Annotated in this window: 26 protein-coding genes and 1 tRNA gene; 13 read left to right on the top strand and 14 right to left on the bottom strand. The window is 65.9% G+C overall.

The features are described 5' to 3' along the window. Window positions 1-13: 13 nt before the first annotated feature. Window positions 14-580, top strand: a complete 567-nt coding sequence (locus OG203_RS23915; protein WP_405159510.1) for a hypothetical protein — start codon at window positions 14-16, stop codon at window positions 578-580. On the opposite strand, the gene OG203_RS23920 is transcribed toward OG203_RS23915, so the two are convergent. The 4 genes from OG203_RS23920 to OG203_RS23935 form a co-directional block, all read right to left on the bottom strand. Then, window positions 581-1,078, bottom strand: coding sequence for a hypothetical protein (locus tag OG203_RS23920; protein ID WP_405159511.1), 498 nt, complete (start codon window positions 1,076-1,078; stop codon window positions 581-583). Window positions 1,079-1,664: 586 nt separating this feature from the next. Beyond that, window positions 1,665-2,753, bottom strand: coding sequence for an AAA family ATPase (locus OG203_RS23925; protein ID WP_405159512.1), 1,089 nt, complete (start codon window positions 2,751-2,753; stop codon window positions 1,665-1,667). Then, window positions 2,750-3,079 (bottom strand): hypothetical protein, encoded by a 330-nt coding sequence (locus OG203_RS23930; RefSeq protein WP_405159513.1) that lies wholly within the window; start codon window positions 3,077-3,079, stop codon window positions 2,750-2,752. Before OG203_RS23930 ends, OG203_RS23925 begins: the two co-directional genes overlap by 4 nt. Beyond that, a complete protein-coding gene (locus OG203_RS23935; RefSeq protein ID WP_405159514.1) occupies window positions 3,076-3,255 on the bottom strand; it encodes a helix-turn-helix domain-containing protein in 180 nt (59 codons plus the stop codon). Before OG203_RS23935 ends, OG203_RS23930 begins: the two co-directional genes overlap by 4 nt. A 189-nt stretch (window positions 3,256-3,444) precedes the next feature. Here OG203_RS23935 and OG203_RS23940 point away from each other — a divergent pair, with 189 nt between their 5' ends. Then, window positions 3,445-3,924, top strand: a complete 480-nt coding sequence (locus OG203_RS23940) for a helix-turn-helix domain-containing protein (protein ID WP_405159515.1) — start codon at window positions 3,445-3,447, stop codon at window positions 3,922-3,924. A gap of 4 nt (window positions 3,925-3,928) precedes the next feature. Then, window positions 3,929-5,164: a tyrosine-type recombinase/integrase gene (locus OG203_RS23945; RefSeq protein WP_405159516.1), complete on the top strand. Its 1,236-nt coding sequence runs from the start codon at window positions 3,929-3,931 to the stop codon at window positions 5,162-5,164. Window positions 5,165-5,202: 38 nt separating this feature from the next. Here the strand turns inward: OG203_RS23945 and OG203_RS23950 are convergent. From OG203_RS23950 to OG203_RS23960, 3 genes are all read right to left on the bottom strand, one after another. Further along, window positions 5,203-5,293: transfer RNA gene (locus OG203_RS23950), tRNA-Ser, on the bottom strand. A 94-nt stretch (window positions 5,294-5,387) separates the two neighbouring features. Beyond that, window positions 5,388-5,822: a nucleoside deaminase gene (locus OG203_RS23955; protein ID WP_405167983.1), complete on the bottom strand. Its 435-nt coding sequence runs from the start codon at window positions 5,820-5,822 to the stop codon at window positions 5,388-5,390. A gap of 25 nt (window positions 5,823-5,847) precedes the next feature. Next, entirely contained in the window at window positions 5,848-6,387 is a 540-nt protein-coding gene (locus tag OG203_RS23960; protein ID WP_405159517.1) for a tRNA adenosine deaminase-associated protein, read from the bottom strand. A gap of 58 nt (window positions 6,388-6,445) precedes the next feature. Here OG203_RS23960 and OG203_RS23965 point away from each other — a divergent pair, with 58 nt between their 5' ends. Beyond that, window positions 6,446-7,396, top strand: coding sequence for a prephenate dehydrogenase (locus OG203_RS23965; protein ID WP_405159518.1), 951 nt, complete (start codon window positions 6,446-6,448; stop codon window positions 7,394-7,396). A gap of 12 nt (window positions 7,397-7,408) precedes the next feature. Here the strand turns inward: OG203_RS23965 and OG203_RS23970 are convergent, their stop codons facing one another. From OG203_RS23970 to OG203_RS23990, 5 genes are all read right to left on the bottom strand, one after another. Next, window positions 7,409-8,026, bottom strand: coding sequence for a putative glycolipid-binding domain-containing protein (locus OG203_RS23970; protein WP_405159519.1), 618 nt, complete (start codon window positions 8,024-8,026; stop codon window positions 7,409-7,411). Window positions 8,027-8,077: 51 nt separating this feature from the next. After that, entirely contained in the window at window positions 8,078-9,928 is a 1,851-nt protein-coding gene (locus OG203_RS23975; protein WP_405167984.1) for an ABC transporter ATP-binding protein, read from the bottom strand. 29 nt (window positions 9,929-9,957) lie between these two features. Continuing rightward, window positions 9,958-11,781 carry an ABC transporter ATP-binding protein gene (locus OG203_RS23980; RefSeq protein WP_405159520.1) on the bottom strand — a complete coding sequence of 608 codons (1,824 nt, stop codon included), beginning with the start codon at window positions 11,779-11,781 and terminating at the stop codon, window positions 9,958-9,960. A 305-nt stretch (window positions 11,782-12,086) separates the two neighbouring features. Further along, window positions 12,087-14,015 carry a long-chain-fatty-acid--AMP ligase FadD32 gene (gene fadD32 / locus OG203_RS23985; protein ID WP_405159521.1) on the bottom strand — a complete coding sequence of 643 codons (1,929 nt, stop codon included), beginning with the start codon at window positions 14,013-14,015 and terminating at the stop codon, window positions 12,087-12,089. 105 nt (window positions 14,016-14,120) lie between these two features. Next, window positions 14,121-15,368: a KasA/KasB family beta-ketoacyl-ACP synthase gene (locus OG203_RS23990; protein WP_405159522.1), complete on the bottom strand. Its 1,248-nt coding sequence runs from the start codon at window positions 15,366-15,368 to the stop codon at window positions 14,121-14,123. Between the two features lie 404 nt (window positions 15,369-15,772). On the opposite strand from OG203_RS23990, the gene OG203_RS23995 reads away from it, so the two are divergent. The 3 genes from OG203_RS23995 (at window position 15,773) to OG203_RS24005 (ending at window position 18,386) form a co-directional block, all read left to right on the top strand. Continuing rightward, window positions 15,773-16,906: a DNA cytosine methyltransferase gene (locus tag OG203_RS23995; RefSeq protein ID WP_405167985.1), complete on the top strand. Its 1,134-nt coding sequence runs from the start codon at window positions 15,773-15,775 to the stop codon at window positions 16,904-16,906. Next, window positions 16,903-17,409, top strand: coding sequence for a very short patch repair endonuclease (locus tag OG203_RS24000; RefSeq protein ID WP_405159523.1), 507 nt, complete (start codon window positions 16,903-16,905; stop codon window positions 17,407-17,409). Before OG203_RS23995 ends, OG203_RS24000 begins: the two co-directional genes overlap by 4 nt. A 275-nt stretch (window positions 17,410-17,684) precedes the next feature. Continuing rightward, complete coding sequence (locus OG203_RS24005; RefSeq protein WP_405159524.1) at window positions 17,685-18,386, top strand: DUF998 domain-containing protein; 702 nt, start codon at window positions 17,685-17,687, stop codon at window positions 18,384-18,386. Here the strand turns inward: OG203_RS24005 and OG203_RS24010 are convergent, their stop codons facing one another. After that, on the bottom strand, window positions 18,387-19,961 hold the full coding sequence (locus OG203_RS24010; RefSeq protein ID WP_405159525.1) for an esterase-like activity of phytase family protein: 1,575 nt from the start codon (window positions 19,959-19,961) through the stop codon (window positions 18,387-18,389). A 118-nt stretch (window positions 19,962-20,079) separates the two neighbouring features. Between OG203_RS24010 and OG203_RS24015 the strand changes: the two genes are divergently transcribed. The 4 genes from OG203_RS24015 to OG203_RS24030 all read left to right on the top strand — a co-directional run bounded on the left by OG203_RS24015 (window position 20,080) and on the right by OG203_RS24030 (window position 22,566). Beyond that, window positions 20,080-20,472 carry a RidA family protein gene (locus tag OG203_RS24015; protein ID WP_405159526.1) on the top strand — a complete coding sequence of 131 codons (393 nt, stop codon included), beginning with the start codon at window positions 20,080-20,082 and terminating at the stop codon, window positions 20,470-20,472. A 50-nt stretch (window positions 20,473-20,522) separates the two neighbouring features. Continuing rightward, a complete protein-coding gene (locus tag OG203_RS24020) occupies window positions 20,523-21,254 on the top strand; it encodes a maleylpyruvate isomerase family mycothiol-dependent enzyme (RefSeq protein WP_405159527.1) in 732 nt (243 codons plus the stop codon). 87 nt (window positions 21,255-21,341) lie between these two features. Continuing rightward, complete coding sequence (locus OG203_RS24025; protein WP_405159528.1) at window positions 21,342-22,073, top strand: phytanoyl-CoA dioxygenase family protein; 732 nt, start codon at window positions 21,342-21,344, stop codon at window positions 22,071-22,073. Between the two features lie 283 nt (window positions 22,074-22,356). Beyond that, window positions 22,357-22,566 carry a hypothetical protein gene (locus tag OG203_RS24030; protein WP_405159529.1) on the top strand — a complete coding sequence of 70 codons (210 nt, stop codon included), beginning with the start codon at window positions 22,357-22,359 and terminating at the stop codon, window positions 22,564-22,566. Window positions 22,567-22,693: 127 nt separating this feature from the next. On the opposite strand, the gene OG203_RS24035 is transcribed toward OG203_RS24030, so the two are convergent. Further along, window positions 22,694-23,023: a cupin domain-containing protein gene (locus tag OG203_RS24035; RefSeq protein ID WP_405159530.1), complete on the bottom strand. Its 330-nt coding sequence runs from the start codon at window positions 23,021-23,023 to the stop codon at window positions 22,694-22,696. A gap of 70 nt (window positions 23,024-23,093) precedes the next feature. Here OG203_RS24035 and OG203_RS24040 point away from each other — a divergent pair, with 70 nt between their 5' ends. After that, a complete protein-coding gene (locus OG203_RS24040) occupies window positions 23,094-24,044 on the top strand; it encodes a helix-turn-helix domain-containing protein (RefSeq protein WP_405159531.1) in 951 nt (316 codons plus the stop codon). Between the two features lie 1,441 nt (window positions 24,045-25,485). Further along, window positions 25,486-25,839 (top strand): hypothetical protein, encoded by a 354-nt coding sequence (locus OG203_RS24045; protein ID WP_405159532.1) that lies wholly within the window; start codon window positions 25,486-25,488, stop codon window positions 25,837-25,839. Window positions 25,840-26,131 lie beyond the last annotated feature (292 nt).

The raw sequence follows: 26,131 nt of genomic DNA on the forward strand, positions 1-26,131 counted from the left end.
AATTAGGGGAGAAGTGGTCGATCAAACGCGGGAGAAGGCGCGGGGACACGAGCTAGGCCACCTGCGACTAGACCGATACACCGCAGCCTACGACTGGGCCGTGCAATGCATAGACACCGGTCACTACCTTGAAGCGATCGCCGTTCTGGACTCCTTGCTTGGGGATCGGCTCGCCAGCCGCTACAGCTACGTCCGGCGGACAGAACCCAGCGTTCGCCCCGCAGTAGGCCAACTCTGCAAGGTGCTGCTCCATGGCCCGCCCAAGGTGGTAAACCCGCCGATCGAGGTTGATCCGCAGTTCCGTGCTGTAATCGGCGAGATTCAGGGCTGGGCAAAGACCCGCAACAGTGCAATGCATCAGACGGCGAAGATCCTTCGCAACGGCGCAGCGCGTGTGGGATTCAAGGACATCCTTGACGAACACCGTCAGACCGCGCTGGACGGCATCGCCTTGCTGCGCCAGTTCGATGAACTAGACACCTTGGACCGGCAGCGGGCTGGGAAACGCCCTGGCACATGGCCGAACGCCTTCTTTCCCGAAAAGCGGCCCCTTCGTCCTAGACGTGACGATTTGACCTAGCTAACCGTGCGTGATCGTTACGAACACCGTTGCTCCAAGCGTAACCAACGCGACGACTTGAACCCACAGCCCGATTGCGACGCATTGGGCTTTGAACCTGGTTGATGCCCGAAGAGTCCGCAGCGTCTCCACGGCGAGGGTAGACACACAGTTGCGGGCATCCTCTTCATCATCGATCCAGTGGTCTGCTGACAGCATGTCGTCGAGGGTGTCCGCTTCTGCCACCGCGTATCCCCGATTCCAACCCGCGATGGCACCGCAAACTGCGGCCCCAACGAACAACATCAACGTGGCGGTGCCCATCAGTAGCACCACCGAGGGCAAATGCGCAGTCGTAGGCGACTTGACCAGCGCAGCCACGCCGGCGAAGAGCGTGAACAGTGCGCTTGACGTCGTAACTAGCGCCTGGCCGCGCGCATCGTAGGTTGTAGGTCGCTCACGTTCGGTTTTCAGTTCCGTCTCGATGAACGCCGCATAGGTTCTGCCCTGCTCAGCCACCGCGACGCTCCTGAGGCCGAGTGTTCTTCTCACGGATGTTCTCGGTCTTGAGCCAGGATTTGTCTGTCGGCGGCGGTTTCGGAGGCTGCTCCTTCGGTGCAGGCTTCGCATCTTGATTCGCTTGTTCATGATCGTTTGTCATATTCGTTAATCGGGCTGGTCTGAACAGGTGTTTCCTGGTTCGCCCTCAAGTTAGGTGGACTCCAGTTCGAGCCCATGGGAGGACCACACGGGTTCGCTTGGCGACCATCAGACACGCACAGCGATATCCCCTTTGACTGATCGGCGGGACGACCGAGAGGATGGTTCTCGGAGGTCCCGCCGGGTAGAAGCGTTCAGCGCGATGAGAGGCAGCACCCGCGGAATTCGCAGTCAGAACCCAGGCCGCTGTAGTCCATGGGCTTCCAGCGCCGCCGAAATGAAGGCGTTCACCATGGCAGCGTCGGCCCACGACTTCGCGGACAAGTGCGCCGCCCAACCCAGAATGGACGGGTAATCCGTGCACCGGTTCAGACCACGTTGTACTCGTAGGGACCATTGAGGGTGATGCACTTGTACCGCTGGTCGATGTATACGGGAGGCTTTCTCATGCCGCCTGCTCCTCTGCCTCCGGAGTGGTTCCAGTACCGGGTAATCCCAGGGGTGGGGTGGTATCGGAACCACCTTCCGCCTGCCATTGCTTGAACTCGTCCCACGCCTTCAGGGCCGCTTTCCGATTGCCGCCCAGGCGCTCGCACGCCTCGTTGCCCGTTCTCGGGGCAGGGGTCAAAGTCTTCAGTTCCGCTAACCGATCGCGGCGAGTCTGACCAGCCTTCTGGGGAGCCACCCGACCTTCAGGGCTGATCTCCCACGCAATCCCATCTTCTGTCTCGTTCATGACGAACGTCCCGACGATGAACTTGTCAGCCGAACCGTCGTCCATTGGAACGCAATTCCGCGATACGGTCCCATGCCGATCCTTGTTCCCGGTGAGCACAGATTGCCCGCCCTGGCCTGGGATGAACGGCTCCTTGCCTGTCACCCGGATGGACACGCCGCTGATTCGTTGCAGCTTCGCCGAAGACCCTTGCGCGCCATGCCTTGCACTGTCCGGATTCTTCGATACGTGATCGATGTAGGCCACCACTGCGCCGGTCTGCGACATCGGAACCATCACCCGGAAGTTCACACGGTTGAAGTCGTCGGCATCGTTGGCCGAACCCCCGCTCATGGTGACCACGGTCCCGATGGAGTCGATCACCACCAGCGACGGACGCCACCGCTTCATGTCATCCACGATGGCTTCCAGGTCATCAGTCGCCGAAGGCGTGCAGTACAGAAACCTGCCCTTGTCAGCGATGGTTTCACGCAGTGTGCCGAATGCCTCGAGTCGCCAACGGATTGCGCCGCGCCCGTTGTCATCCACATCGATGAATAGGACCCGGCCACCATCGTTAAGTGTCTCGCTGACCACCGCGAGCATCAGCCACGTCTTACCCTCGCCCGGCGGTCCGAAGATCGCGTTCACCGCATTCGGATACAGAAGCGCTTGCCCGTCGATGCGTCGGCACATAGTCGGCTCCGGAGCCGTGTCCGCACCGTCGAAATCCATGTTCGTGTACAGGTCCGGGCGCAGCAGGACGCCAGTACCAGTACCGGCAGCCCCCGGGAGTTGGCTGGTATCGGTACCGATCACGGGCTCACCTCCGGCAAGGACCACAGGACTCGATTCGACTCGTATCGAGTGGATTTCACACCGAGCCATCCAGCAGTAACAGTCATATGGGCCTCGCTGAATCCGCAGGCGGCAGCAGCCTTCAGAACATGCTGACGCGGCAGGGGACCAGCACCCAGGAAGTCTCGAAGGAACTCGACTGAGCCGGGCTTGATCTTCATTCCTTGTCCCGCACGGAGAGTCACGGCACCTTCGCCTGATAGCGCGGCCAGGGTGGCGCGGATTCGTTCCTCTGCGGGCATGTCGCCGGTGAGGAGTGCGCGGATGGCGTTTTTGTCCATGATCATGCCGCCGCACCACCACGAAGCCAGTGGTCCAGGTCTTCGGGGAAGATCCTCCAGCGGCCTTTCGGTGCGCGACGCTGGTAGCCCTTGAGTTCACCGGCCAGTAGGGCGGCATAGATGCTGTTCTGGTGGCACCCGGCGGCGCGTGCAGCTTCAGCCGGGCTCATGGGTGTGGTCACAACCACTCCCCTCCTTGCTTGTCGGAACTATCGGCAACATCAAGGGGCGAGAATCTCAATATCTCGCCCCTTCAGCCACACGGTACACTACGGGATCCAGGATGTTCACGCCTCGCTACGCTTATCCATGGCTATTTCATGCTATTCTCGCCCTGCGTTAGGGGCGAGAAGTGAAAGGAGTTGACCGCTGTGGATGACAAAAGTGACCGGGATTACTACAGCGACTGTCCAGATGAGGTCGATCCATCGCACGACGAAGACTTCGACGTGGGCACAGAGGTGTTCTACCGGCTGCATCAAGGGGAGCGGCTTGACATCGAGGACCGGGCACAGTTCGCGGCCAAGATCATGCGGGAACGTCAGGCCCTGAATCTGACTCAAGCTCGACTGGCTGAACTTTCAGGCGTCCCCGTGCGCACGATCAAGGGCATGGAGGCGTCCACGCCCACCGTGCCGCAGCTCGCGAACCTGCTCAAACTCTGGGACGGCATCACCACCGCCAAGGGGGCGGCCAATCCAGAACCTGTAGTCACAGCCGACTGGCCCGCCGATCCTGTGCAGATCCTCGCCGACGTGATCGGCCCCATGTACGCGGCCCTCACACCGAAGCAGCAGGCGGAAGCGCTTCGTCGGATCGTGTTGCTACTCAATGAGATCAAGGAGAACTAGCTAGATGGCAACCCCTACCAAGGAGAGGGCCACCAACTACCCCGGCATCTACGAGTACGACGTTCGAAAGACACCCAAGGACAAGGGGATTCGATATCGAGTCGTGTATCGGACACTGGCAGGCAAGCAGACTTCCAAGTCCGGCTTCAAGACGCTCGGTGCCGCGAAATCGTTCCAAGCCGAGACCGAAACCAAGAAGGCGACAGGCGAATACATCGCCCCTTCAGCTGCACGTACCAGGATCAGCGAAATCGCCCCGGACTGGCTGAAGGAGAAGCGAGCTACGACCGCAGAGACGAACTACACGCCTCTGGAAGCATCCTGGCGAAACCACGTGCAAGAGCGCTGGTCTGGCGTACGCGTCGGCGACGTAGACCAGGAGGACGTGAAGAACTGGATCGTGGACATGCGGTTGGCCGCTCAGCAGCGGGCCGAGGCCAAGGGCGAACCGGACGACAATGCCGGAGCAACCGTCATCATCCGCGCCTATGGTGTCCTTGCTGGCATTCTCGACATGGCCGTCGAACGGGGCCTGCTCCCAAAGAACCTGGCACGCGGCAAGCAGGTCTCGAAGATCATGCCGAGGAAGATCCGCAAGAAGCACATCTATCTGACCGCTGAAGACGTGGGCCGACTATCCAAGGAGGCGGACGTTCACGGCCATGGCCTTCTTGTTCTCATGCTTGCGTACTGCGGTACTCGTTGGGGAGAGGCCATCGCACTGCGGGTCTCGGATATCGACCTGACACGAAAACGGCTGTTGATCACCAAGACCGTAACGGAGGAAACGGGATTCAAGGTTGGGCCGACCAAGGGCCGGGAGAACCGAGAGGTGCCAGTTCCGGGCTTCGTTCTGGATCTCCTACGCGATCGGATGGAGGGGCTGAAGGCAGATGCGCTGGTGTTCCCGAATCTCGAGGATGCCTCCGAGTACCTACGCCGTTCCAAAACCCAAGACGGCTGGTTCACTGGCGCGGTCAAGGGGGCCAAGGTGCAGCGCATCACCCCGCACGACCTTCGACACACCTGCGCCTCGTTGGCCATCTCGGCAGGCGCGAACGTTCTCGTGCTCTCGAAGATGCTCGGGCACAAGGACCCATCTGTGACTCTGAACGACTACGCCGACCTGTTCAACACGGACCTGAACAACATCGCTGAGGCCATGCACAACAAGTACGCTGCTGCTACCCGTTGCGGAAATGTTGCAGATCAGGCCGCCGGAACGTCGCTCGCTGCATAAAAATAGCCCCCGACCTGGTCTTAGCAGGTCGGGGGCCGTGGCGGTGGCGGAGGGATTTGAACCCTCGGAGGGGGGTTACCCCTCACACGCTTTCGAGGCGTGCTCCTTAGGCCGCTCGGACACGCCACCGCCGACAACCATACCGGAGTGGGGGCTGATCGTTAAATCGGCTGGATAGGCCGGGGGTGGTGTGATGTGGGCGCGACCAAGGGGCGGGGGTGGGTTAGCGCTGGGTGCGGAAGAAGGTGTCTAGGAGGGCGGCGCAGTCTGGTTCGAGGATGCCGCCGCGGACTTGGGGGCGGTGGTTGAGGCGGCGGTCGCGGACTACGTCCCAGAGGGAGCCGACGGCGCCGGTTTTGGGTTCCCAGGCGCCGAAGACCAGGCGGGAGACGCGGGCGAGGACCAGGGCGCCGGCGCACATGGTGCATGGCTCCAGGGTGACGGCGAGGGTGGCGCCTTCGAGGCGCCAGCCGTCGCCGTGTATCTCGGCGGCGCGGCGCAGGGCGAGGACTTCGGCGTGCGCGGTGGGGTCGCCGAGTGCTTCGCGCGCGTTCGCCGCGCGCGCGAGTTCCCTTCCGGCGGAGTCGAATACGACGGCACCGACGGGAACGTCGCGCGGGTCCGCTTCGGCGGCCGCGGCAATCGCGGCACGCACCATATCGGTGTCCGAAGGGAGGGGCACGTCAGTGGGGCAGCTTGTCCAGCACCGCCGATAGTTCGTCGGCGAAACCGAGGCGTTGGGCGATCATGCCGAGCTGCTCGTCCGGGTAGAGGTCGGTGTCGGCGAGGATGACGCTCAGCACCGGCTCGGGCAGACCCAGATCGGCGAGCACACCGAGGTCGCCCTCTTCCCACGGCTCGATGTCGTCGAGCTCATCCGGGTCGATGTCCGGGATTTCCACATTCAGGGCGTCGAGTACGTCCGCGGCGATGTCGTAATCAATGGCGGCGGTCGCGTCCGATACCAGCATCCGGGTGCCGCTCGGCGCGGGCCGGACCACGATGAAGAACTCGTCGTCGATGTCGAGCAGGCCGAACACGGCACCCGAGCTGCGCAAAGCCTTCAGTTCGTTTTCCGCTGCGGACAAATCCGTAAGCGCTGCCTGACTCAACGGGCTGCACCGCCATTTGCCTTCTTCGCGGACAACCGCCACTGCGAACCCTTCTACGTCGTCGTAATCATCCGACGCCGCCCTATTCGTGCCCGAGCGCTGTGCTGCCATGGCCGCAACGGTAGTCTGCCCGAGCCGAAATGTTGAAGTCGTATGCGAATCTGTTCGGGTGACTTCTGCTGCGAAAGCGTCCGTCTGCGTCCTCGGAACCGGCTTGATCGGCGGTTCCCTGCTGCGCGCCGCCGTCGGCGCGGGCTATGCCGCCTGGGGGTTCAACCGATCGTCGGCGGGTGCGCTGGCCGCGCGGGACGACGGCTTCGACGTCACCGAGGACCTGTCGGCCGCACTGACCAGGGCCGCCGAGGCGGACGCGCTGATCGTCATCGCGGTGCCGATGCCCGCGGTCGGGCACATGCTTTCCGCCATCGCCTCGTTCGCGCCGCACTGCGTGCTGACCGACGTGGTCAGTGTGAAGGCGCCGGTGGCCGAGGCGGTGCGCAAGGAAGGCCTGTCGGCCCGCTATGTGGGCGGGCATCCGATGACCGGTACCGCCGAATCCGGGTGGGCCGCCACCGATTCCGGCTTGTTCCGCGACGCCGTGTGGGCGGTCGGCGTCGACGAGGGCAGCCATGTCGAGCCGTGGACACGGGTGGTGCGACTGGCACTTGACTGCGGTTCGGTGGTCGTCCCGGTCGTCGCGGACGAGCACGACCGCGCGGTGGCCAGGATCTCGCATCTGCCGCATGTGCTCGCCGAGGCGCTTGCCTCGACCGGTGCGGCGGGCGGCGAGCTCGCCCTCGGGCTGGCGGCGGGTTCGTTCCGCGACGGCACCCGCGTCGCCGCGACCGCCCCCGAGCTCGTGCGCGCCATTTGTGAACCGAATTCCGCGGCCCTGTTGGCGGTCCTCGAGGAAACGCTCACGGTGCTCGCCGCCGCCCGCGACAGCCTGCGCGCAGACAATTCCCTGGCCGATCTCGTCGAGGCCGGACATGACGCGCGGGAACGCTACGAAACCGCGCGGCGATGGGAAATCACCGATATCCACCCCGGTGACCACAATTGGCTGGCGAACTTGCGTGATGCCGGACAGCGCGGCGGGGTTATCACCCGGTTGAACTGAGCGTGCGAATTGTCAGATGCGCTCGGCGAGGCCGGGGTAGTCGAGCAGGAAGCCGTCGGCGTCAACGGTGACGGTCGCGCTGGAAACCGGGGAGAGCACGCTGATGCCGTCGGCGGCCGCGCTGTAGGTGAGGCTCGCTTCCTGCACCAGCAGGTCGGGCAGGCGCACGTAGACGACCGGGACCTGCACGTCGTGCACCGCGTGCTGCAGGTCGAAGCGACGGATCGGCAGCGTGTTGAAGAACGGGCTGAGCACCACGTCGACATCGAGCGCGCCCGCGAAGGTGGAGCGAACGTGGCTGCCGCCCGCGTCGACCAGCCAGTAGTTCTCCTCGTCCCTGGCGATGGACGCGTGCCGCTCGCCCGCGGCCGTCGTTGTCCGCAGCGAGAGGCGCTTTGTGGCGCCGCTCTCGTCGGTGACCAGGTCGTAGGACGCGCTGAACGCCGGGTGGTCGTCGCACGCGCCGCCGATCATGCGACCGGCGGCGCGGATGCGATTGCCGTTCAACGTCACGCGGACCGACTCCATCCGCGACGCGTTGTGCGCGCGCCAGGTGAGAATCGCCGGCCAACGCGAGGCCGGTGGCGTCTCGGGGCCAGAGGCTTGGCTCTCGGGGGCTGGGATCGTCACCTATCTACCGTAAGCGACACCGAGCTGTAGCCCGCACCACACCAGCCCGCATCACACCAGCGATTCCCGCCACGCCGCGTGCAGGCTGGCGAACCGGCCGGTGCCCGCGATGAGCGCGTCCGGGGTGCCGTCCTCCACGATGCGCCCCGATTCCAGCACCAACACCCGGTCGGCGATGGCCACGGTGGACAGCCGGTGCGCGATGATCACCGCGGTGCGATCGCGCAGCACCGTTTCCAGCGCCCGCTGCACCAGCCGCTCACTCGGGATGTCCAGGCTGGACGTGGCCTCGTCGAGCACGATCACCGCGGGATCAGCCAGGAAAACCCTGGCGAACGCGACCAGCTGCCGCTGACCAGCGGACAGCCTGCCGCCGCGCTTGCGCACGTCGGTGCCGAAGCCCTCCGGCAGCGCCTGCACGAAGTCGTACAGCCCGACCGCGCGGGCCGCCGCGAACACCTCGGCGTCGGTCGCGTCCGGCCTGCCGAGCCGAATGTTGTCGGCCACCGAACCGGAGAACAGGTAGGACTCCTGGGTGACCATCACGACATTGCGGCGCAGGTCGGCGTCGGCGATCCGGCGCAGATCGACCCCGTCCAGGGTGACCGTGCCCGCCGACGGGTCGTAGAACCGCGTCAGCAGCTTGGCCAGCGTCGACTTGCCCGCGCCGGTGGCGCCGACCAGCGCGACGACCTGTCCCGCCGGGATGTCCAGCGTGAACTCCGGCAGCACCTCACGCTCGTCGCCGTAACCGAACGACACCTGATCGAGCAGCACCGCACCGCTCGCCTTGGCCAGCGGCGTCGGGTCGGTCGGCTCCGCCACCGTTGGCTCTTCCTCGAGCACGCCGGAGATCTTCTCCAGCGCCGCGGCCGCGGACTGATACGAGTTGAACACCTGGGCGAGTTCGTCGAGCGGACCGTAGAACTCGTTGAGGTACAACAGGTATGCGGCGAGAATGCCCACCGCGATATGACCCTCGATCACCTGCCATGCGCCGACCACGATGACGATCACCGTGGTCAGGTTGCCGAGCAGCCTGGTCAGTCCCGCGTAGTCGCCCATGCCACGCATGGCGGTGGTTGTCGCCTGCTGGTACTCGGTGTCCTCGTGGGCGAGCACCGACTCGTTGCGCTGCTCGCGCCGGAACGTCTGCACCGCGCGCATGCCGCCCATCGACTCGACGAACTGCACGACCACCTTCGCGATGGCACCGCGGGTGCGGCGGTAACCCGCTCGCTGCCTGCGCTGCGCCCAGCGGGTGACGAACACCAGCGGCACGAAGCCGATCAGCACGATCGCGGCCAGCGTCAGATCCAAATAGATCAGCAGCACCGCGATGGTCAGCACCGAAAGGATCGCGCTGAGCGCCTGATTCAGCGCGCCCTCCAGCAGTTCCTGCAGTGTCTCGATATCGCCGGTGAGGCGCGCGACGACCTTGCCCGAGGTGTACTTCTCGTGGAAGGAGACGCTGAGCCGCTGCATATGCGTGAACGAGCGCACCCGCAGGTCGAACAGCACGCTCTGGCTGAGCTTGCCGGACACCCGAAGGAACAGGAACGTGGTCGCCCCGCCGATCAGCACCGCGCCGAAGTACCCGCCGACCGCCCAGATCAGCGGGGTCCAATTCCCTTTGCGCCCTTCGCCTATCCCGTTGTCGAGCCCGTGCGCGATGAACAGCGGCGCGGAGACCATCGCGGCGTTGTCGACCACGATGAGCACAAGCGCGAGCGCGGCCAGCTTGCGGTACGGCCGGACCAGGTCGAGCAGCAGTCGCCGGGATCGCCCGGCCAGCGCCAGGTTTCCGGCCTCGGTGACCTCCTTGTCCTCGCTGGCGATGCCGCGCCAGTCGGCGGCCTCGTCGCGCTTGTTGTCGATCGCGGGCGAATCCTTGGTTGTCACCGCGTCTTTCGATGCCACTGTTTCCGTGCTCACTGCTGTTCACCTCCCATCAGTTCGCGGTATCGGCTGCTGCTGCGCAGCAATTGATCGTGTGTGCCCTCGGCGACGATCCGACCATCGGCCAGCACCGCGACCCGGTCGGCAAGCGCCGCCGTCGACGGCCGGTGCGCGACGAGCAGCGTCGTCGCACCGGCGAGCACGGTGCGCAGCCGGTCCTGCACCCGCTCTTCGGTTTCCACGTCGAGCGCGGACAGTGGGTCGTCGAGCACCATGATCCGGCTGTGGCTGCCGGTGTTCGCCCCGCTCAGCACGGCGCGGGCCAGCGCGAGCCGCTGGCGCTGACCGCCGGACAGGCTGAGTCCCTGCTCGCCGATCCTGGTGTCAAGTCCCCACGGCAGGTTGTCCACGAACTCGGTGGCCTGCGCGACATCCAGCGCCCGGCGCACGTCGGCGTCGGTGGCGGCCGGGTCGCCGAGCGCGACGTTTTCCCGCACGCTCGCCGAGAACAGCACCGGCTCCTCGAACGCGACCGAGACGAGCGAGCGCAGATCGGTCAGCCGCATGGACGCGATGTCGATGCCGTCGATGGTGATCACGCCGCCGGACAGGTCGTAGAGCCGAGGAATCAGGTTGAGCAGCGCGGTCTTTCCACTACCGGTCGCGCCGACGAGGGCGACGGTCTCGCCAGGACGCACCTTGAGCGAAACATCGTGCAGCACCTCCTCTTTCGCGTCAGGGAAGGCGAACTTCACGCCCTCCAAACGCAATTCGCCGACCACCGTCTCCGGCAGTTGCACCGGATCGGCCGGATCATTGATGTCGACCGGGGTGTCGATGATCTCCCAGTACCGGTCGCCCGCCGTGCGTGCGTCGTTCAGCTCGGCGAGCAGGAAGCCGGTCCAGATGATCGGCCACTGCAGGAAGTTGGCCAGGGTGATCGCCGCGACCAGGGTGCCGAGCGTCATCGAGCCCTGCACCACGGCGTAACCGCCGTAGCCGAGCGCGAACGCGATCGCCAGCTGCGGCATGCCGGTCATGGCCGACCACAGCCTGGCGTCGAGGCGCACCTTGAGCAGTTCGGTCTTTTGCAATTCACGCGACTGCGCGGTGAACCGGCCGCCGAAGAACACACCGCGCCCGAATGCCTTCAGCACCCGCACGCCCTGCGCCGACTCCTGGGCGGTGGTGGCGAGGTCGCCGGACTGATCCTGGGAACGCCGCGACGCCACCGCGTACTCCCGCTCGAAGCGAACGCAGATGTAGGTCAACGGAATCGCGATGATCGCGAAGATCAGGCCGATCTGCCAGCTCAATCCGATCAGCGCGAGCAGGCCGACCGGGATCAGGACGAGGTGGATGATCAGGAACGGTCCGGCGAACGAGACGAAGCGGCGCAGGGTGGCCATGTCGTCGACCGCACGCGAGAGCAGCTGACCCGATTCCCAGGCGTCGTGGCGCCCGATCGCCAGCGTCTGCAGCTTGCGAAAGATCTTGGCGCGCATGGTGATCTCGACCATGGTCGCCGGTTTCGATACCAGCCAGCGGCGACCCCACACACCGATGGCTTCCAGCAGGCCGAGCGCGAGGACGAGCAGCACCGGCGCGACAACGCCGGTGAAATCGCGCCGGGCGATCGGTCCGTCGATGATCCTGGCGATCAGCAGCGGGATGACGATCGCGGTCAGCGCGGAGAGGACGGCCAGGGTGGTCGCGGCAAGTAGCGCGCGCCGGTACGGGCGCACGTACGGCCAGAAACGCCGCAGCGATTGCAGGCGGCCCGGCGCGGCGGCGTCGGGCCGCTGCGGTCTGTCGGCCTCCGGATCGGCCGTTGCGACGTCCAGTGCAACTGACATAGTTCCCCCTAGAGGTCTGTGGATGGCGGTGTCGAGAAGCGGGATACTCGGTGATGTTCCCACTGAGGTCCGACATTTCAGGGTGGCAGCATTCCCCCGATCAGCCAACCGGTTTTCCGGGGTTGACGATTCCCCCTTGCCCGTGTTCGTGCCGGACATCACGGCTTGCTCGCAGGTCGCGTCCACCTTCATGAGTACAGCCAACAACCTCGAGTTATCTCGAGGTCAAGCCTGCCGGGACGCGAACGACCTCGGCGCCCACATGGTGGGCGCCGAGGTCAGTGAATTCAGAGGTGCGTGCGCCGCTAGCGAATCCCCGCGCTCTCGGACTCCCGCTCGACGGGCGCGTCCGGGAAGGCCTGCTGCTGGTATCCGCCGCGCAGCGTGCCGTCCAGATACGCGGTGCGACAGGCCCGGCGGGCGATCTTGCCGCTGGAGGTGCGCGGGATCGAACCCGCCGGCACGAGCAGCACATCGCGCACGGTGACGCCGTGCCGCTGCGAAACGGCCGCCCGCACGGTGTCGGCGACCGGCTCGGTCTCGAGTTTGCCAGCACCGGTGTTGCGCTCGGCGACGATCACCAGCTGCTCGGAATTGTCGTCGGCGTCGAACTTGAGGCCGGAGTGACTGTCCTTCGCGAAGACCAGCGACGGAAGCTCGTTGGCAGGCACCGAGAACGCCGCGACGAAGCCTGGTCGCAGCGCCGTGCTCGATTCCTGTGCCGAGAACTCGAGATCCTGCGGGTAGTGATTGCGCCCGTCGACGATCACCAGGTCCTTCACCCGCCCGGTGATGTAGAGCTCGCCGTCGAGGTACGCGCCGTAGTCGCCGGTGCGCATCCAGTTGGCGTCCTCGGCCGTGCCCTGCGCGTGGCTGCCCTTCGGCTGACGAGCGGCCAGCTTGGCCCGGAAGGTTGCCGCGGTTTCGGCGGGCTTGCCCCAGTAACCGATGCCCATGTTCTCGCCGTGCAACCAGATCTCGCCGACCTCGCCGTCCGCGCGCTCGACGCCGGTCGCCGGATCGACGATGGTCGCCCACTGCGACAACGCGACATACCCGCAGGACACCTGGGCGATGGCATTCTCGGCGTCCTGCTCGACCTCGATCATCCGGCCCGAATTCAGTTGGGCGCGATCGACATACACGACCCGCGCCTCGTCCTCGGCCTTGGTCGCCGACACGAACAACGTCGCCTCGGCCATGCCGTAGCAGGGCTTGATCGTCGTCTTCGGCAGGCCATACGGCGCGAACGTGTCATTGAATTTCTTCATCGACGACACCGACACCGGCTCGCTGCCGTTGATCAGCCCGATCACATTCGAAAGGTCGAGCTCCTCGCCCGGCTTCGGCTTGCCGCGCGCAGCGGCATGCTCGAAGGCGAAATTCGGTGCGGCGGCGAAGGTTCCGGCGCCATCGGAGGCGGCGGCCAGTTCCTTGATCCACCGGTACGGGCGGCGCACGAACGCGCTCGGCGACATAATGGTGATGAATCCGCCGCCGACGGTCGGCAGAATCACGCAGAGCAGGCCCATGTCGTGGAACAGCGGCAGCCAGGTGACGCCGCGCGAATTCTCTTTGACACCAATGGCATCGATCATCTGCAACAGATTCGTGCCGACGGCCCGGTGCGTGATCTCCACGCCGGCGGGGGTTCTGGTCGAGCCGGAGGTGTATTGCAGGTAGGCGACGCTGTCGATATTGATATCGGGCCGCACCCACGTCGCGCCGACGCTGTCCGGAATCGCTTCCACCGCGATAATCCGCGGCCGCTGCGCCGCGGGCAGATGACGGAAGAAGTTCCGCACACCGCCCGCCGCGGCGCCGACCGTGAGGATCGCCGAGGGCGTGCAGTCGCCGAGCACCGCGGTGAGCCGGTCGGTGTGCCCCTGCTCCTCCGGGTCGAACAGCGGGACCGCGATATTGCCCGCGTAGACGGCGGCGAAAATGGAGACGACATAGTCGAGTCCCTGCGGTGCCAGAATCGCCACCCGATCGCCGGGCTTGGTCACCTGCTGCAGCCTCGCGGCGACGGCCCGTAGCCGTACGCCGAACTGCCGCCAGGTCAGCTCGTGGTACTCGCCGTCGCGTTCCCGCGAATAGTCGATATAGCGGTAGGCGAGGTCGTCGCCGTTCTCCGCGCTGTGTTTGTCGACGAAGTCGATCAGGGTCTTGTCACCGCGGATTTTGATATTGCCCTGGTCGTCCAAATAGTCGTCGAAGGTCTCGTCGATCATCGCCTTATCCTTTTGCCAAAGCACGCACACAGCCGTGCAGTTACACCGAACACAGGTCGATAACGAAGCGTCGGGAAGGCTAGCAGGTGCGCAGCCTTCCGGCGCTCAGTACCGCCCGAAGGCGATCGCTACGTTGTGTCCGCCGAAACCGAACGAGTTGTTCACGGCGTAATCGATTCGACCCGGCCGACTCTGGCCTTTGACAACGTCGAGGTCGATTTCAGGGTCCTGATTGTCCAAATTCAGGGTCGGCGGGACGATGCTGTCCCGAATGGAGAGCACGGTGAGCACGGACTCGAGCGCGCCGACCGCGCCGATCGAATGTCCGAGTGCCGACTTCGGCGCGTAGACCGAGGTGTGACTGCCCACTGCCGACGAAATAGCCTGTGCCTCAGCGGTATCCCCGATCGGCGTGGCGGTGGCGTGCGCGTTCACGTGGGTGACATCGCGCTTGGACAACCCGGCCTTCTCGATCGCCCTTGTCATCGCGCGCGCCGCGCCCTTGCCCGCTAGGTCGGGGGCGACCAGGTGGAAGGCGTCGGAGGTGATGCCAGCACCCATGATTCGCGCGTGGATCGTCGCGCCGCGCGCCTTGGCGTGCTCCTCGGTCTCGATGATCATCATCGCGCCGGCCTCGCCGAACACGAAGCCGTCGCGGTCCTTGTCGAACGGGCGCGAGGCGCTCTTCGGGTCGTGGTTGCGGGTGCTCATCGCGCGCATCATGGTGAACGCCGCGATCGGCACCGCCTGGATGGAACCCTCGACGCCGCCGGTGACGACCATGTCGGCGTCGCCCATCACGATCATCTGCCACGCGTTGGCGATCGCCTCCGAGCCCGACGAGCAGGCCGACACCGGCGTGACGACGCCGGCACCGGCGCCGAGTTCGATGCCGACGCAGGCGGCCGAGCCGTTGGGCATGATCCGCTGCACGGTCAGCGGTGAGATCTTGCGGTAGCCACCGTTTTTGATCCGGTCCCGCGCGTCGATGATGTACTCGCCGCCGCCGAGGCCGGTGCCGATGGCGACCCCGAGCCGGTTCTTGTCGACCTCGGGGCTGCCGGCGTTGCGCCACACCTCGCGGCTCAGCACCGTGGCCATCTGCTCGACGTAGGACAGCGTGCGCGCCTCGACCCTGGTGAGGCTGTCGGCGGGCGAGACCTTCAGGTGCCCGCCGATGCGGACCGGCAGCTCGAACTGCTCGATGAAACTGTCTTCCAGGACGTCGATGCCGCTCTCGCCGTTGAGCAGGCCCTTCCAGGTCGAGTCGACGTCGCCAGCGATCGAGGTCGTCGCGGCCAGGCTGGTCACGACGACGTTGGGAAAGCTCCTGTTTTTCGAAGGTATCTGCATGTTCGCTCACTTTCCCTAGCGTGACGACTAAGAAATTTGTCGAGCCGAAAACCCGGTGGAACATTTGTGGAGCAAATACGTTTCGCATGCGGACGCGCCGCCGAGCATGTGGGGCGGCATCCGCGCGGATAGCGCTGGAGCGCAGGCAAATCAGCCTGCCGAGCCTGTCATCAGGGCCGCGAATTGATCGGCCGATGAGCATTATCGAGCAGCAGCAGACCGATCATGTTGCTGACACGCGGACGCTACCAGGCCACCGTCGCGATCGCCGCGTCGCGCCGTCATGGCGTTGTGCGCGGACGGCACCCGGCAACTCGAGTAACCTCTCCCCGGGCACGGGGCGCGACGTCGGCGGCGTCTCGGCCGATAACGCGAGGAAGGGACGGTCGGTGACGGGCGCGCGGATGGTCGGGCTGTTCGCCGGGATCGGCGGGCTCGAGCTCGGCCTCGGCAGCAACGGCTGGCAGACCGAGCTGCTGTGCGAGATCGACGCGGGCGCACAGGGGGTGCTTGCCGCCCGTTTCCCCGATGTACCACTGCATTCCGACATCACCAGCCTGCGCGCGCTACCCGCGGGCACCGAGTTGGTCGCGGCCGGATTTCCCTGCCAGGACCTGTCCCAGGCCGGGCGCACCGCCGGCATCACCGGGAAAAGGTCGGGCCTGGTCGACGAGGTGTTCCGGCTGGTGCGCCGGCAGCGCGGGCCGCGCTGGCTGCTGATCGAGAACGTCCCGTTCATGCTGCAGCTCGGTCGCGGCGCCGCGATGCGGCACATCACCACGGCCCTGGAGGAGCTCGGCTACACCTGGGCCTATCGGGTGGTGGACGCGCGCGCGTTCGGCCTGCCACAGCGCCGTCAGCGGGTATTGATGCTGGCTTCCCGGACCGAGGACCCGCGCGGGGTGTTGTTCGGCGACGACGCCGGGCCGAGGATCGTCGGCGATGCCGACAGCGATCCGTGCGGGTTCTACTGGACCGAGGGGGTGCGCGGGCTCGGCTGGGCGGTGAACGCGGTGCCGACGGTGAAGGGCGGGTCGGCGCTCGGTATCGCGAGTCCGCCCGCGGTGCGGCTGCCGTCAGGGGAGATCGTCACGCCCGGTCTCGTCGATGTGGAACGGCTGCAAGGTTTCGCTGCCGATTGGACCGCGCCAGCTGGTGAGGTACCCGGCATCCGGCAGGGGCATCGGTGGAAGCTGGTCGGCAACGCGGTGAGCGTGCGGATGGCCGACTGGGTCGGCTCCCGGCTGGCCGCTCCGCTGGATCCGATCCCGGGCGACCAGCCGCTACCAGCGGGAACGCCGTGGCCGGTGGCGGCTTGGGGGCGGGCCGGGGTGGCCTATCGGGTTCCGGTGTCGACCTGGCCCGTGCACGAACCGTACGAGGATCTGCGGAACTTCCTCACCGATTCGCGGCTGCTGTCGGCGCGCGCGACCGCCGGGTTCTTGCGCCGGACCGGCATGGGCAGCCTGCGGTTTCCGCCGGGGTTTCTCGACGATGTGGAGAGTCATCTCCATCGGATGGGTGGCTGGGCGGCATGAGTGGACCGACGGGTGCCGCGCAGGGACCACCCGACGACGCGCCCGACGGTGCACAACGATTTCCGAACGAAGAATCCGCTCGCGCTAGTCGACGCCCGACCACCGACGCGGCGACGAGCGCGCGGATGGCGCGGCAGCGGCGCAGCGGGACCAAACCGGAGCTGGCGCTACGCAGGGAACTGCATCGACGCGGGCTTCGCTACTTCGTCGACCGTGCGCCGATCCGCGGCCAGCGGCGGCGCGCCGACCTGGTATTTCCTCGGCTACGGGTGGCTGTCTACGTCGACGGCTGCTTCTGGCATCGCTGCCCGCGGCACGCGACCGACCCGCGCAACAACGCGCAGTGGTGGGCCGCCAAGCTGGCCGGAAATGTGGCGCGGGACCGGGCGACCGATGCCGCGCTGGTCGACGCGGGCTGGCGGGTGATCCGGGTGTGGGAGCACGAGGACGCCGTCGCGGCGGCCGATCGCGTGCAGGCCGCCTTGCGATCTAGCGGGACTTGACCCGGACCAATGTGCGCGGCGCGTGGGCGGCGAGGTAGCTCGACACCACCATCACCGACATCACGGCTACTCCGGCGGCGGCTGTTGCGAAGCCGATCATGGGGACCTCCTTGGGAACGCTTCCCTGACAGCTTGTCCGTCGAACCTGACAGCAGCCTGTGCACTGGTTGGCAATGACGTGTGTTTGATCGCATCGGGAGGTGATCCCATGACTCTGCCGACGCACTGACCTACGGTTTGATCATCGGTCCAGTGTTAGGTAGGAGAATGGATCCGTGACAGATAGCCAAAAGATCGCCGATCGGCGCGTGCGGGTGGCGTCCTTGGTGATCGCGGCGGCAATCCTGATCGCGGGAGTCTGCTACTCGTCCTGGTTGCTCGAGTTCGTACTGAAGATCGACGTCGACCCGGTCAACTCGTTCCTCAGCGAGCTGGACGCCGAGGGCAAGCCATATCGTGCGGTGTTCGCGACCGCGGACAAGATCGTCGGTGCCATGCTCATCCCCGCCGCGCTCGCCGGACTGCTGGTGTTCCCCCGTCGCCGGTTCACAACCATCGGCTGGGTCGCGCTGTTCTGCTTCGGCGCCGCGACGATCGCCGATGTGTTGCTGCCATTGAAAGACTGCGTGCCGAACGACAGCGCGTGCGGCGGCGGCAGCGAGCTTTTCCCGCAATTGCACCAGCCGCACGCACTGTCGAGCACCATCGCGGTCACCTCGATCGCCGTCGCGACCTTCGCGTTCAGCCTGGCCGCGTTCCGCTATCACCGCTGGCGGATCCTGCGCGAGGCCGGGCTCGTCGTGCTGGTTGTCGGGTCGTCGGCGACCGTGTGGATGCTGGTCGCCGACAACCTGCCCGGCGACTACGCGCTCGGGATCGCCCAGCGGATCCAGGTCGGTTCGATGTCGCTGTGGCTGATCACGTTGGCCGCGGCGGTGATCCTGGAAGGCCGGGAATGGATCGACCCTGGCGACTAGCTACTGCACGTTCAGCTTGACCGTGTGCTCGTCGGTCTTCGCGGGCAGCTTGGTGGTGTCGACGAAGAGGATCTCGCCGCTGTCCTGCACGCCGTTGGGCAGCGTCTTGGGCTTCAGACCGAACGGCGGCTGCTCACCCGTGCTGGCGAGCAGGCCGAAGTCGCTGTCGTTGGAGATGTAGAGCGTCTTGCCGCCGTCCAGGGTGGCGACGCCCTCGATCTTGTCGTGGCCGAAGAACTTTCCGTCGGCGTCGAGATCCTTGACCAGGCCGGCGAGGTCGAGGTTCTTGGGCTTGGCTGCCGGGGTGACGCCCGCCTTGGTCAGCGCGGCGACGGCGTCGGTGGTCGAGACCGCGCCGACCAGAGTTTCGAGCGCTTTGCCGTCGACCTGGAGGCCGCCGTGGTCCGGATCGTAGTGCGCGCCGGGCACCTTTGCGTCAGGACCGACATCGGTGGCGTTGGCGATGTCGACGGTCCACAGCTTCTTGTCCGCCTTTGGCGCCAAGTTACCGTCGCGTTCATCGATCAGGAAGGTGGTCGCGCTCAGCGCGGTGATCTCCGAATCGGCGACCTTGGTTGTCTTCGGATTCTCCAGCGGGACAACGAATTCCCGCTGCGCCTTCGTCTTCAGGTCGACGGTGACGATGCGGGTCAGCGGCACGTCCTTGGCGGATCCGCTGAGACCGGGCGTGTTCAGCGCGCTCTGCACCAGGCCGACGAGGGTGCTGCCATCGGGGGTGATGGTCAGGCCCTCCATGCCCTGGTTCGGGGTGCGCAGCGAAAGTTCCTTGGGCAGGCCGGATCCCGGGGCTAGGCGCTCGAGCTCGCCACCTTTGGCGTCGAAGTGCACCAGGAACGGGCCGTATTCGTCGGAGACCCAGAAGGTTCCGTCGGGCAGTGCGACCAGACCTTCGGGATCGAGGCCGTGGTCGGTGGGCGGCAAGACATTTCCGGCGAGGTCCTTGATGGTTTCGCCGGTACTCGCGGCGACGTCGACCTGACCGTTGAACGGAACGCCCGCCGCGGTGTGCAGGTCGATGCTGGACTGCAGCACCGCACGGGTGCCGACCAGCTTGAACCGGCCGATCTTCGGCACGAAACCCGGTGTCGGCGACAGCTTCTCGTTCTTGCCGGGACCGTCCACGTTCGGTCCTCGATCGGTCAGCCCGTAGAACTCGTCTTTGCTGCCAGGCACCGGCGCCCAAGCCGAGCCGTAACCGCTGCCCTGCACCGTTGTTCCGCCGAACTCGCCGATCGGCGGAATGTCGGTGGTGTACAGGCGAACCGCGTCGGTGGTGGTCACCTTAAAGGTGTCCGATCCCATGTAACCGGCGTCGGGCGTGTAGACCAGCGCACCGTCCACCCGACGGCTCAGCTTGCCGTGTTCCGGATCGGCGATGCGGACGGCCGCGCTGCCGCCCGTCTTGGCGAGCAGGTCATCCAGGGAGATCACCAGCGGCTGGTCCATGGTCGCGGTGAAGTCCGCGGTCGAGTCCGACGATGAGCAGCCTGCGGCCAGTACGCCGACACAGAGGACGGCGACGGCGGTGACGCGAGGACGAGAAAGAGCTTTCACCGGGTCTGCCTACCGCGCCGATCCGACTTCTGGCCGACGCGCAGGTGACAATTCGGTGCCGCTCCGCGCCGAGTTCACGGCGTTGGCGCCAAGATCAGCCCCGTGCGATGCTGTCGCCATGACCGCGCGCGTGAACATCTCCTCCGGCTCCGAGTTCGAGGACATCGTCGGCTACAGCCGCGCCGTCCGGGTCGGCAACACCATCGCGGTGAGCGGCACCACCGCCTCGGTCACCGGCGGCACCGCGGTCGGCGGCGACGACATCGGCGAACAGACCCGGGAAACGTTGCGCCGCATCGACACCGCCCTCGCCGACGCGGGTGCGAGCCTGGCCGACGTCGTCCGTACCCGCATCTTCGTCACCGACATCGCGCGCTGGCCCGAGGTGGCCAAGGCGCACGCCGAGGTCTTCGGTGACATCCGCCCCGCCACCGCCATGTACGAAATCAGCGCGCTGATCACCCCCGCACTGCTCGTCGAAATCGAAGCCGACGCCATCGTCGGCGAGTAGGGCTTCGCGAAGTCCGGCGCGGCGCGAACGAGGTCGCTAGGGTCGGTGCGGTGACCAGTGCTGTTTCGGAAGATCCCGTTTCACTCGACACCCTCGCCGAGGCGACCGATCGTCTCCTCGACACCATCCGCAAGCTGAGCAACGACGAGGTGGCCGAACCGTCGCTGCTGCCGGGCTGGACCCGAGGGCATGTGCTCGCGCACGTGGCCCGTAATGCCGACAGCATGCTCAACCTGCTGCTGTGGGCGCACACCGGCGTGGAAATCACCCAGTACGCGAGCATGTTCCTGCGCGACTTCGACATCGAGGCCGGTGCCCCTCGGCCCGCCGCCGAACAACTCATCGACAACGAGGCCGCGACGAAACGGTTGCTGGCACTGGCGCATTCGCTGACCGATGCCACCTGGCACGCGGAAGTCCGCACCCGCCAAGGGCGCCCGATTCCGGCCAGCGAAGCGTGTTGGATGCGGTTGCAGGAGGTGGAGATCCACCACGTCGACCTGAGCGCCGGGTATGCCCCCGCCGATTGGCCGGCCCCGTTCGTCGCGCGCGTGCTCGGCCAGGCAACCGTCGACATGAACCGAATCACCGCCGCCGCACCCGAACCGATCCCCGCCTTCGCACTGCGCGCCACCGACACCGATTTCACCGGTGTCGTCGGCACCGGCTCCCCCACCAACACCATCACCGGCACCTCGTCCGCCCTCGCCGCCTGGCTCCTCGGTCGCTCACCCGGCGCCGACCTGACCGGCGACCTTCCGCCCCTCCCCGCCTGGAAGTAGCGCTGCGCGATTGGTCCCGCCCGAAGGCGGGGCCAATCGCCGAAAAGGGTTCGCGCGCGACCACTGTCCGGGCCTAGCGTGGTGGCCGTGTTGGACCAGGAGGAGTTACGTACCTTCGCCGAGCGAGGATTCCTCGTGGTGCCGCAGGTGGTTCCGCACGAGCTGATCGCCGATGCGGCGACATCGATCGATAGGTTGATCGACGCCGCACCGCCAGGCACCGAGGTTCGTGGTCCGCACTTCTACTGGCCGCGTGCGCGGCGGGTGCCCGCGCTGTTGTCGTTGCTGACGGACAGTCCGGCGTTCGCGCTGGCCGAATCACTCACCAAGCCAGGCACTTTGGTGGTGCCGGAGCAGGTGCAGGTGGCCTTGAACATTCCGCCCTACGCCCATCGACCGGGCGGACCGCACATCGACGGGTTCCCACCCGAGCGGGACGGCCGACCGGGCACCTTCACGTTGCTCGCCGGTGTCTTGATGTCCGATCAGGTCGAGGAAGACGCGGGAAACCTGTGGGCTTGGCCCGGAACTCACCTGACGCACGCGAAGTACTTCCGTCAGCACGGACCCCACGCGTTCTTCGAGGCACGCGGCTATCCCCCTGTCGCACTACCGGAACCAGTACAGATCCGCGGCCGAGCCGGTGACCTGCTGCTCGCGCACTACCTGCTCGGCCACAACATCGGTGGCAACACGGCAGAGCAGACCCGCCGAGCCGTCTACTTCCGCGTCAAGCGCACCGGCCATGACCGACGCTGGCGCGAGTTCCTCCAGAACCCGTGGTTGGACTACGACGCGCTTGCCACTCAGCCGAAGTAGTCGACCTGGCCGACTTTGTGCACACATCTTTTGGTGCGTCCGCACCGAACTAGCAGGGATACGTCCGGCTTTATCGAGACCTTCCGCGCTGTGCCATCGGCCAGTGTGGTGATTGGGGATAGATATGCGCGAGGTGCTTCACCGGTTTCTTCCAGTAGTCGTCGGAACGCTTGCGGCAGTGGCCTTGTCGAGTGCGGTCGCTGAGGCTACGCCAACCAAGGGTGACCAGGCTACGGATCAGTGCTCGAGTTCATCGGGTAAGAACTTCCAACTCGAGCTGTGCATGAACACGGGACAGGGTGGCTCCGACAAGAAGCGCGGGACCGCGATCACACCAAGCATGTTCGACCTGATGATGCGGCAGCCGGGCGGGACTGAGCCGGACTCCGCTACTGGTAAACCGGCGTCCCCGGCTGCACCACCCGCGTCGGGTAAGTCGGGCGCTGGCAAGAAGGGCAAGGACGTCCAGTTCCGGCCAAGCCTGCCGGGGTAACTCGCCTCGGTCGCTGAAAAGCGAACAGCCCCTTCGATCGGAGGGGCTGTTCGTTGTCGGCGGGCGCGTGTCTCCGGGGTCAGCGGAAGGTCTCGTGGAGCCGAGCGTCCGTGGCGATGGCCGAGGCCTAACCCTCGGGATAGAAGACGAACAGTGTGCAGCCGGTCGTCGTCTGTGGGATGTGCGAGGAGCCAGCTGGGGCGTGGATGAACGAGCCAGCGGGATAGTCGCGGTCACCATCGTTGAACACGCCGGAGACGACGAAGACCTCCTCGGGGCCCGGTTCATGCACGTCGATGCCCTGCCAGCAGCTGTTCGGATCCATCTCGAGGACGTATGCCTTCGCACCGTTGTCCCCAGCCCACAGCGAGCGTGAGCGGATGCCGGGGAAGATCTCGCGAACCGGGGCGTCCTTCGCGGTGGACCATTCATAGCCGGACATGTTGTTGGTCGTCATGCAACCAGCCTTCCCGCCTGCCGCACCAGAGCCGAGTGTCAATGATGACGTCTCAGGGTACTTTTCTGCCATGCATCGAGTCGTCGCCCTTGCCCACCCACCGCAGTCGACCTTCGAACTCAGTTGTGCGGCAGAGGTGTTCGGGCTCGAGCGGCCCGGAGTTCCGACGCGGTACACGTTCAGCGTGTGCACCGAGCATCCTGGACCCGTCGAGACGTACGCCGGATACGCGATGCTCGTGACCGACGGACTCGACGCGCTCGATCGGGCGGACACTGTGATCGTCCCCGGGTGGTTGCCCGTCGGAGAGGCACCGTCACCGGCCGTCATCCGGTCCCTGCGGCGCGCACACGACCGCGGCGCGCGGCTGGTCAGCATCTGTACCGGGGCCTTCGCGCTGGCGCACACCGGTCTGTTGGACGGACGTCGGGCGACGACGCACTGGGCCCGCGCAGATGAACTCGCCGCACGTTTTCCGGCCGTCGACATCGATCGCGACGTGCTCTATGTCGATGACGGCGACGTGGCAACCAGCGCGGGCGCCGGAGCGGGCATCGACCTGTGCCTGCATCTGGTGCGCACGGATCACGGGGCCGGATACGCCGCGCAGGTCGCGCGGAGCATGGTCATGCCGCCACATCGCGAGGGCGGGCAGTTGCAGTACGCGGCGCCGCCGCATCCCGCGCAGATCGATGGTTCGTTGGCGCCGCTGCTGGAGTGGGTGACCGGTCGGCTCGACGAACCGCTCATGGTCGAGGACCTGGCCGCGCGGGCGGCCCTCTCGCCGCGCACGCTCGCCCGCCGGTTCACCGACCAGCTCGGCATCGGCCCCGGGCAGTGGCTGCTCGCTCAGCGGATCGCCGCGGCGCGCGAACTGCTGGAAACCTCGGACCTCCCCGTGGACGCCGTCGCCCGCCGCACCGGCCTCTCCTCGGCCACCAACCTCCGCAGGCGCTTCCTCCGCGCCCTCGGCACGACTCCTGGTGCCTACCGCAGGGCGTTCCGAGCCGACTCGCGCTAACCACTGGACACGTGGAATCACTTAGCGCGCTACGGGTTTCATACGAGAAGGCCCCTCCCGAACTACCGGGAGGGGCCTTCTATCTCTGTGCGGCCGAAGGGATTCGAACCCCTAACCTTCTGTTCTAGGGCGGACGATTCCCGCTACTTCCCGCGGACACTGAAAGGCGCTCTGATACAGCGGTTTTCGGATGTGTGAGGTTCCCGGCGAATCCCGCCGAGTACGGCCGAATCCATGGTGAACTGCGGGACGAATGTGGGAGTGGTTCGAATCGCCGTCGCCATAATGGGGCTTCTGCTCTCCCCTGGGCACCGGATCCAAGACCGAAGCCCATCTGCTACATGGCCGTGAGTTCCAGGATCTCGATCGCCGAGTCGAACGGCAAATGCATCCTGTCGTTGTACGCGGCACGATCGAGTACCTCCGGGTGGCGGACCCAGATGGAGACTCCAGGGGGCCTTGCCGGTCTCGTAACGCTGGATCTTCATGATCTTGGCCTGATAGTTCACGCCGCGTTGCGCGTCGTGGCAGCCCATGTACTTTCCGACGTGCGTTTCATCAAGGTCCCCAGCGGTCAGATGGCGGATCGACGCGATGCCCTCGGTTTCTTCGCTACCGACGATGGGAGTGATGCGGATCTCCTGTTCGCCCTTCTCATGCTCATTTGCCATAACTGGATAATCGGGGGTTGCCTCGAGATAGTTACCACGCAGGTGACTTCATCCCCCGCTTCCTCATACTGGCCATCCCTGAGCGGAGGGAGGGCGTGTCAAGGGCGCTCTTTCCCTTGACTCGTCCGAGTGAGGTCAGACAATTGGGCCATGAGGAGGCAGGGATCTACGTAACCCATGGCCACCATCTCACCGCGGCTTGCATCCCGTACTCACCTCCGACGATCGGCACCACAGCCAGTCACCCCGTGCAGTGCTGGCCGTCTCGTGATCGGCGGCGGAGGTAGGTCGGGGACGGCTCACGTCGTGCCCACACTTACTCGGATATGCCCAAAGCGACCAAGAGTGTCCTGGAGTGGCAGTTGTGAGCGCAAGCGCGGTTACCGACGTGCCGACGCGCCCGCCTGCCGCAGCTTGCGGAGGCCGGCGGTCGCGCGGCGCGGCGCGGCGGTAGCCGCGCTGGCGGCGCGCAGCGCCGCTCTTGATCCTCAATGGCGGAATTCGGCAGCAACCGTTGTTGGTGAGGCGCGTGCGGGAGCCTGGACCGGCCAAACTAGCGCAGCCTGATCAGACATCGCCGCGGCTCCGGACGGTGGAAAGGCTGCGTTCCAACGGTTCCGGCTGGGGTGGCTGACTAACGCGCGCCCAGCGGCAAAAGCGGACGTTCAGGGTCGCGGCCGACGTTCCCATCCGGAATCCTCGCGGGTCCGAATACATGGTCGTACGGTGAACCGGACTGGCTGGTACGCCCTCGACGAATAGGAGTCTCGATGTCTTTCAGCCCAGTTCGAGCCGCCGCGGTGATCGCCTCCGGCGTCATCGCCTCCGTGGGCCTCGCCATCCTGGCTCCGGCGGCCCAGGCCGCACCCCAGCAACCAACGGAGTTCGACTACGTGTGCGACACAGTCAAGGTGAAAAAGATCAGCGGAAAACCAAAGCATTACACACTGACTGGCACCGGGAACTGCGCGGTGCACAACCAGAACCCCGAGCAGGGAACACTCACCGGTGAACTCAGCGTCGGGCCCAAGGACGGCGACGACTTCTGGACGTGTGAGGGGGCTAAGGTGTCGGTCCCGGACAAAGTCACATCGGCCGACTGCGTGGTCGGGCAAAATCGCTGACGAGGTAGCGCGTGTCGCGGTGCAGCGCCGCAGGTACTGCCTGGCCCCGGACCGGCAATCCTGGTCGATCTTCCAGGTCCTGGGCGGGCCGGTTCCTGAAGGGGGCGGCTGCTGCATCGGCGGCAAAATACCACTCTTGACCGCTGTCTTGCACCAGTCGGACGCACTCAATTCGGCATTACCGCGCGTTCTCCGGATGCCCGAAAGCCGGTCCGACTGCCTGTAGAGCCTGCTGATCAAGGATGGCTGGAAAACGACAACCAAGCCCAAAAGCGCCGGAGACCCAGGAGAA

It is taken from the genome of Nocardia sp. NBC_01499 (assembly GCF_045040275.1).
Taxonomy (GTDB): domain Bacteria; phylum Actinomycetota; class Actinomycetes; order Mycobacteriales; family Mycobacteriaceae; genus Nocardia.

What these genes read in the sequence shown, in the direction of transcription:
- OG203_RS23930 (WP_405159513.1), bottom strand. Translation starts at nt 3,079, where the DNA reads ATGATCATGGACAAAAACGCCATCCGCGCACTCCTCACCGGCGACATG.
- OG203_RS23945 (WP_405159516.1), top strand. Translation starts at nt 3,929, where the DNA reads ATGGCAACCCCTACCAAGGAGAGGGCCACCAACTACCCCGGCATCTAC.
- OG203_RS23955 (WP_405167983.1), bottom strand. Translation starts at nt 5,822, where the DNA reads ATGGTGCGTGCCGCGATTGCCGCGGCCGCCGAAGCGGACCCGCGCGAC.
- OG203_RS23960 (WP_405159517.1), bottom strand. Translation starts at nt 6,387, where the DNA reads ATGGCAGCACAGCGCTCGGGCACGAATAGGGCGGCGTCGGATGATTAC.
- OG203_RS23980 (WP_405159520.1), bottom strand. Translation starts at nt 11,781, where the DNA reads ATGTCAGTTGCACTGGACGTCGCAACGGCCGATCCGGAGGCCGACAGA.
- fadD32 (WP_405159521.1), bottom strand. Translation starts at nt 14,015, where the DNA reads ATGATCGACGAGACCTTCGACGACTATTTGGACGACCAGGGCAATATC.
- OG203_RS23990 (WP_405159522.1), bottom strand. Translation starts at nt 15,368, where the DNA reads ATGCAGATACCTTCGAAAAACAGGAGCTTTCCCAACGTCGTCGTGACC.
- OG203_RS23995 (WP_405167985.1), top strand. Translation starts at nt 15,773, where the DNA reads ATGGTCGGGCTGTTCGCCGGGATCGGCGGGCTCGAGCTCGGCCTCGGC.
- OG203_RS24000 (WP_405159523.1), top strand. Translation starts at nt 16,903, where the DNA reads ATGAGTGGACCGACGGGTGCCGCGCAGGGACCACCCGACGACGCGCCC.
- OG203_RS24015 (WP_405159526.1), top strand. Translation starts at nt 20,080, where the DNA reads ATGACCGCGCGCGTGAACATCTCCTCCGGCTCCGAGTTCGAGGACATC.
- OG203_RS24030 (WP_405159529.1), top strand. Translation starts at nt 22,357, where the DNA reads ATGAACACGGGACAGGGTGGCTCCGACAAGAAGCGCGGGACCGCGATC.
- OG203_RS24035 (WP_405159530.1), bottom strand. Translation starts at nt 23,023, where the DNA reads ATGACGACCAACAACATGTCCGGCTATGAATGGTCCACCGCGAAGGAC.
- OG203_RS24040 (WP_405159531.1), top strand. Translation starts at nt 23,094, where the DNA reads ATGCATCGAGTCGTCGCCCTTGCCCACCCACCGCAGTCGACCTTCGAA.
- OG203_RS24045 (WP_405159532.1), top strand. Translation starts at nt 25,486, where the DNA reads ATGTCTTTCAGCCCAGTTCGAGCCGCCGCGGTGATCGCCTCCGGCGTC.